This is a genomic window from Photorhabdus sp. CRCIA-P01, from assembly GCF_003545805.1.
GTDB classification, from domain to species: Bacteria; Pseudomonadota; Gammaproteobacteria; order Enterobacterales; family Enterobacteriaceae; genus Photorhabdus; species Photorhabdus antumapuensis.
Window position 1 is genome coordinate 1 of record NZ_NMQR01000101.1, and the last position, 4,676, is coordinate 4,676.

Genomic DNA, 4,676 nt, shown 5'->3' on the forward strand with positions numbered 1-4,676 from the left:
ATTGAGAATAACTTCCTGAGTGCTGACCAGATAACGGATTTTGCGGCCAGGGCAAAAGGGTGTGAGGCGCGCGGTGACTGCCAGCAGATCGTAAAAGAAATGGAAGATCTGAGTTTGAAACAGCGTAATGAATTAATTGTTACCTGTGCGTCAGATCCTGCTGCCTGCAAAGAGAAATACGGTGATATCCCGGCCAACAGTATGTTGGTTCATCAGGCGATCGATAAAGCTCTGGGTGAAGATATACCATGGAGTATGAAGAATGACCTGTCTGTTTTGCTGATGCAGCAAATCGATGAAGCTGGGATTGTGACCAGCACTGAATTTGCGCAGAAACTTGAGACACAGTATGGTCTGGATAAACAGAAAGCTGAAATCTTAGCGGGGGCTGCACTGGGGGCTGTCACCGGTGGTATGGGCAGAGGAGGCAAGCCCGGCAATACGGCAGCAGAGAAAAACATTGTTGTGGTAGACTCCGGTAAGAAAGGCGGATGGAATAAGGCCCTGAATAAACCCGAACCGAATACGGTCTATCATGTAGATGGGAATAAGACCTATCACATAGATGGACAAGGAAGGACCAGTAATATTGAAGCATCTTTGTCTCCATCAAGAAATGATCGCAATACGTATCAGCAATGTAAGGCTGGAAAGTGTGGGAATATAGGAGATGAAGGAGGGCATCTAATTGCCAGTATTTTTAATGGTCCCGGTGAAAAAATAAATATTGTGCCTATGGATGGAAATCTTAATAAAGGTGCCTGGAAACAAATGGAAAATACTTGGGCAAAAGCATTGAAGGATGGTAAGCAGGTCGATGTGAAGATAGAACCGATTTATTCAGGTAATAATATTCGTCCAGATAGATTAAACGTTCAATACTCTATTAATGGTGAGAGACCTGTGATTGTTGACTTCAAAAATGTGCCAGGAGGCGGGAAATGACTGATGATTTAGATATATATCAAAAAATTGGGCAACTTTTGGCTGATGCAGGGCCAAGTGATGCTCAGAAGATGATAGTCAGGGCAAAACTTTTTCCCGAAAATGACGGTTGTAAATATGAATTTGATTATATTGATGAAAATGGTGAACTAGGCTGGTTTTCTCCTGATAGTAAAGCCCCTGGAGACCTTACAGAATTATTAGTGCAACTGAGATCTTTTTTTGTTGACAATAATCTAACTAATGGAAAACCCGCTTGGTCAGGATGTGAAATCACCGTTGATCTGGATAAAATGAAAATCAACATAGATTTTAAATATGATGATTAGAACCCGCCCCGGCTCTGTGCCGGGGCCGTTATTTTACCCTACACCGCCAGCCTCAGTCCGCCAGGATAATACTTAATCCAGTCAACCGCTGCACTGGGGTTAAACGGCTCAATGCTCAGTCCTTCCAGACATTGCCACAACTCCAGCGTGTTCTGCGCCGTAATCACAATACAGTCCGGCATCACCCGTATCTTTAACGGCATCCCAGGAGTGAACCCTGCCTCCTGCAACCATTTTCCCTTTAAAGAAATACTGTTCGTCGCCACTTTCCCAAAACGCTCTGCTTGGGAAATCCGGCGAATTGTTTTATTATCGCGTCCAGCCATAATTAACTACCTCGTATAGTTGGTTGTGGTCAGCGGTTGTTGCAGGTTACCGCCTGCTTCAGCCGCGCTCAGTGATCTGTTTAGCCTGGTACTTCAAAATCATTCCATCCAGTAACGCCTTGATAATCCTACGTTCTTCCTCCGGCATACTACTCACTGCCTCAAACTGTAACGCTAAATCATCAGACGGGCCGCGCTCGTGGTCATCAAACACCAGTTCGTCAAGAGAAACATATAGCACTTTAGCCAGCCGTATCAGGGCGTCTAAGGTGGGTTGAGCCGACCCCGCTTCATAACGGCGTATCTGGTTAACATGAAGAGATGCACTGTCAGCCAGCGCCTGTTGTGTTAGGTCAGCCGCCTTGCGAAGTTGTATCAATCTGGCAGGAAAGTTCATCGGTATAAACCATAAAGTTGTCGTCTCCATACTGTAACCTGCCTTTCTAATAAGGGTTGACATAAACACAGTATAAGGTATCTAATAAAAACATCAAACGGTTATTGACAGCTTTTTACAGACGAGGTTTTTTATGGCCCGCATTCCCGATACCGATTTAGCCCGCTTAAAGCAAACAGTCTCGTTGCTGGGGCTGGTGCGTAAGCAAGGCCGTGCGATGAAAAAACGCGGTGAGGATTATGTGCTGCGCTGCCCGTTCCACAATGAGAAAACCCCTTCAATGGTGATATCGCCTGCCAAGAACCTGTATCACTGCTTTGGCTGTGGCGCGGCGGGGTCGGTGCTGGACTGGGTGATACAAACGGAAGGCGTGACGCTGAAAATCGCTATCCGCCGGCTGCGGGAGCTGGCCGGGCTGCCGGACATGGACAATACGGTTGTGGCCGCTTCTTCGTTAGCCGCCCCGCCGGGATCACAGGCGGTCCCTTTGCCGCGCCCGAAACTGGCCGACCTGGACGATGACGGGCAGGCGCTGTTGCATCAGGTGATTGATTTTTATCATCAGCACTTACTGGCGTCACCGGAAGCCAAAGCCTGGCTGGAGCGACGCGGGCTGAACCATCCTGAACTGGTCAGCCACTTTAAACTGGGGTATGCGGGTCATCACGGTATCAGCGGTTCCGCAGGGTTGTTGCCGTCCAAAGACAGTCAGGAAGGTCAGCAGTTGCGCGGCAAGCTGTCGGGGCTGGGCGTGTTGCGTACCACCACCCGGCAGGACCACTTCCGGGGCTGTGTCGTGGTGCCGATAATCGGCTGGGCCGAATCGGCCAGTGTGGCCAGCCGCGGGCGGGTGCTGCAACTGTATGGCCGCCGAACCCAGCCGGATTACAAAGTGCTGAAAGACAGCCCAAAGCATCTGTACCTGTCCTCACCACTGGCCGGGGTCTGGAATGAGGCAGCGATGAAAGCCGCTGCGGAAATTATCCTGTGCGAAGCGCTGATCGATGCCATGACCTTCTGGTGTGCCGGGTTCCGCAACGTGATCGCCGCGTTCGGGGTGAACGGGTTTAACCGTGAGCACCTCGCAGCCTTGCAGTATCACGGCGTGAAACGGGTGCTGATTGCCTTTGACCGGGACGAGGCCGGAGACCGTGGCGCGGCTAATGTGGCGGCTGATTTACTGGAAGCCGGTATCGAGGCATGGCGGGTGCAGTTCCCGCCGGGCATGGATGCCAATGACTATGCGCTGAAAAGCGGCAATGCCGAACATGCGCTGGGGCTGGCCTTGCAACAGGCGGTCTGGCTGGGACAGGGAACAGCGCCGGGCGCGGTGTTCAGCCATGAGCGGCCCGTCTTGCCGACGGTGACGGAAAAGCCCCAAAGTGCCGGGGTGGCTAAATCTTCTTCTTTAGCCGCCCCGCCGGCGCTGACTGTTGCGCCCGTGGCCTGTGAGCGCACGACCTGCGGTGAACTGCTGATGAAAAGCGGCCCCCGGGTCTGGCGGGTACGGGGAATGAAAAAATCCCCGGTGCCCGATGTGATGAAAGTCAATGTGCAGGTGCGGGATGAAACGTCCGGCCTGTTCCATGTGGATACACTGGACATGTATCACGCGCGGCATCGTCAGAACTACATCAGCACGGCGGCGCAAGAGCTGGAATGCGAGCTGTCGGTCATCAAACGCGAAGCCGGGCGGGTCTTGCTGATGCTGGAGCAGCAACAGGACGCGCAACAGCAGGCCGACGCCGAAGCCTCAGGGACAACCGCAGTCACGGTCAGCGCAGAAGATGAAGCCGCCGCGCTGGCGTTGCTGACATCGCCAAACCTGACAGAACAGATTATCAACGACATGGCCGCCTGTGGGGTGGTCGGCGAATCGACCAATCTGCTGACCGGGTATCTGGCGGCAGTCTCGCGCAAACTCGATAAACCGCTGGCCGTGTTAATCCAGAGCAGCAGCGCGGCAGGCAAGAGCAGCCTGATGGATGCCGTGCTGAACCTGATGCCGGAAGAGGAGCGTATCCAGTACTCGGCGATGACCGGACAGAGCCTGTATTACCTCGGCGAAACCAGCCTGCAACACAAAATACTGGCGATAGCCGAAGAAGAAGGCGTGCGGCAGGCGGCCTATGCCCTGAAACTGTTGCAGTCCGACGGCGAGCTGAAAATCGCCAGCACCGGCAAGAACGAACAGAGCGGCGAACTGGTGACGCGGGAGTACAAAGTACAGGGTCCGGTGATGCTGATGTTAACGACCACCGCCATTGATGTGGATGAAGAGCTGCTGAACCGCTGTCTGGTGCTGACGGTCAACGAATCGCGCGAGCAGACGCAGGCTATCCACGCCATGCAGCGGCACCGCCAGACGCTGGCCGGGTTGCTGGCTGACTCGGAGAAAGGCTATCTGACGCAGTTACACCAGAACGCCCAGCGCCTGTTAAGGCCGCTGAAAGTGGTCAATCCTTACGCCCACCAACTGACGTTCCTGTCAGACAAAACCCGGATGCGGCGCGACCACATGAAATACCTCACCTTGATACAGGCCATTGCGTTGCTGCACCAGTACCAGCGGGAGGTGAAGAAAACGACGCATCGCGGGCAAGTGATTGAATATATCGAGGTCACGAAAGCGGACATTGCTCTGGCCAACCGGCTGGCGCATGAGGTGCTGGGTCGCAC

General features: G+C 53.2%; 5 protein-coding genes. 3 read left to right on the plus strand and 2 right to left on the minus strand.

What is annotated here, in order from left to right:
- Together D3222_RS23470 and D3222_RS23475 are read left to right on the plus strand one after the other, a co-directional pair.
- Nucleotides 1–945, plus strand: a 945-nt coding sequence (locus D3222_RS23470; RefSeq protein WP_232832650.1) for a DNA/RNA non-specific endonuclease, incomplete at its 5' end; no start/stop codon positions are given.
- Nucleotides 942–1,274: a hypothetical protein gene (locus D3222_RS23475; RefSeq protein WP_023046886.1), complete on the plus strand. Its 333-nt coding sequence runs from the start codon at nucleotides 942–944 to the stop codon at nucleotides 1,272–1,274. The genes D3222_RS23470 and D3222_RS23475, both read left to right, overlap by 4 nt.
- 38 nt (nucleotides 1,275–1,312) lie before the next feature.
- Here the strand turns inward: D3222_RS23475 and D3222_RS23480 are convergent, their stop codons facing one another.
- Entirely contained in the window at nucleotides 1,313–1,600 is a 288-nt protein-coding gene (locus D3222_RS23480) for a SymE family type I addiction module toxin (RefSeq protein WP_021327094.1), read from the minus strand.
- 58 nt (nucleotides 1,601–1,658) lie between these two features.
- Nucleotides 1,659–1,997, minus strand: a complete 339-nt coding sequence (locus D3222_RS23485) for an RstR family transcriptional repressor (RefSeq protein ID WP_118988239.1) — start codon at nucleotides 1,995–1,997, stop codon at nucleotides 1,659–1,661.
- A 133-nt stretch (nucleotides 1,998–2,130) separates the two neighbouring features.
- Here D3222_RS23485 and D3222_RS23490 point away from each other — a divergent pair.
- Nucleotides 2,131–4,676: CHC2 zinc finger domain-containing protein (locus D3222_RS23490; protein WP_118988237.1), on the plus strand; the 2,546-nt coding region annotated here is incomplete at its 3' end.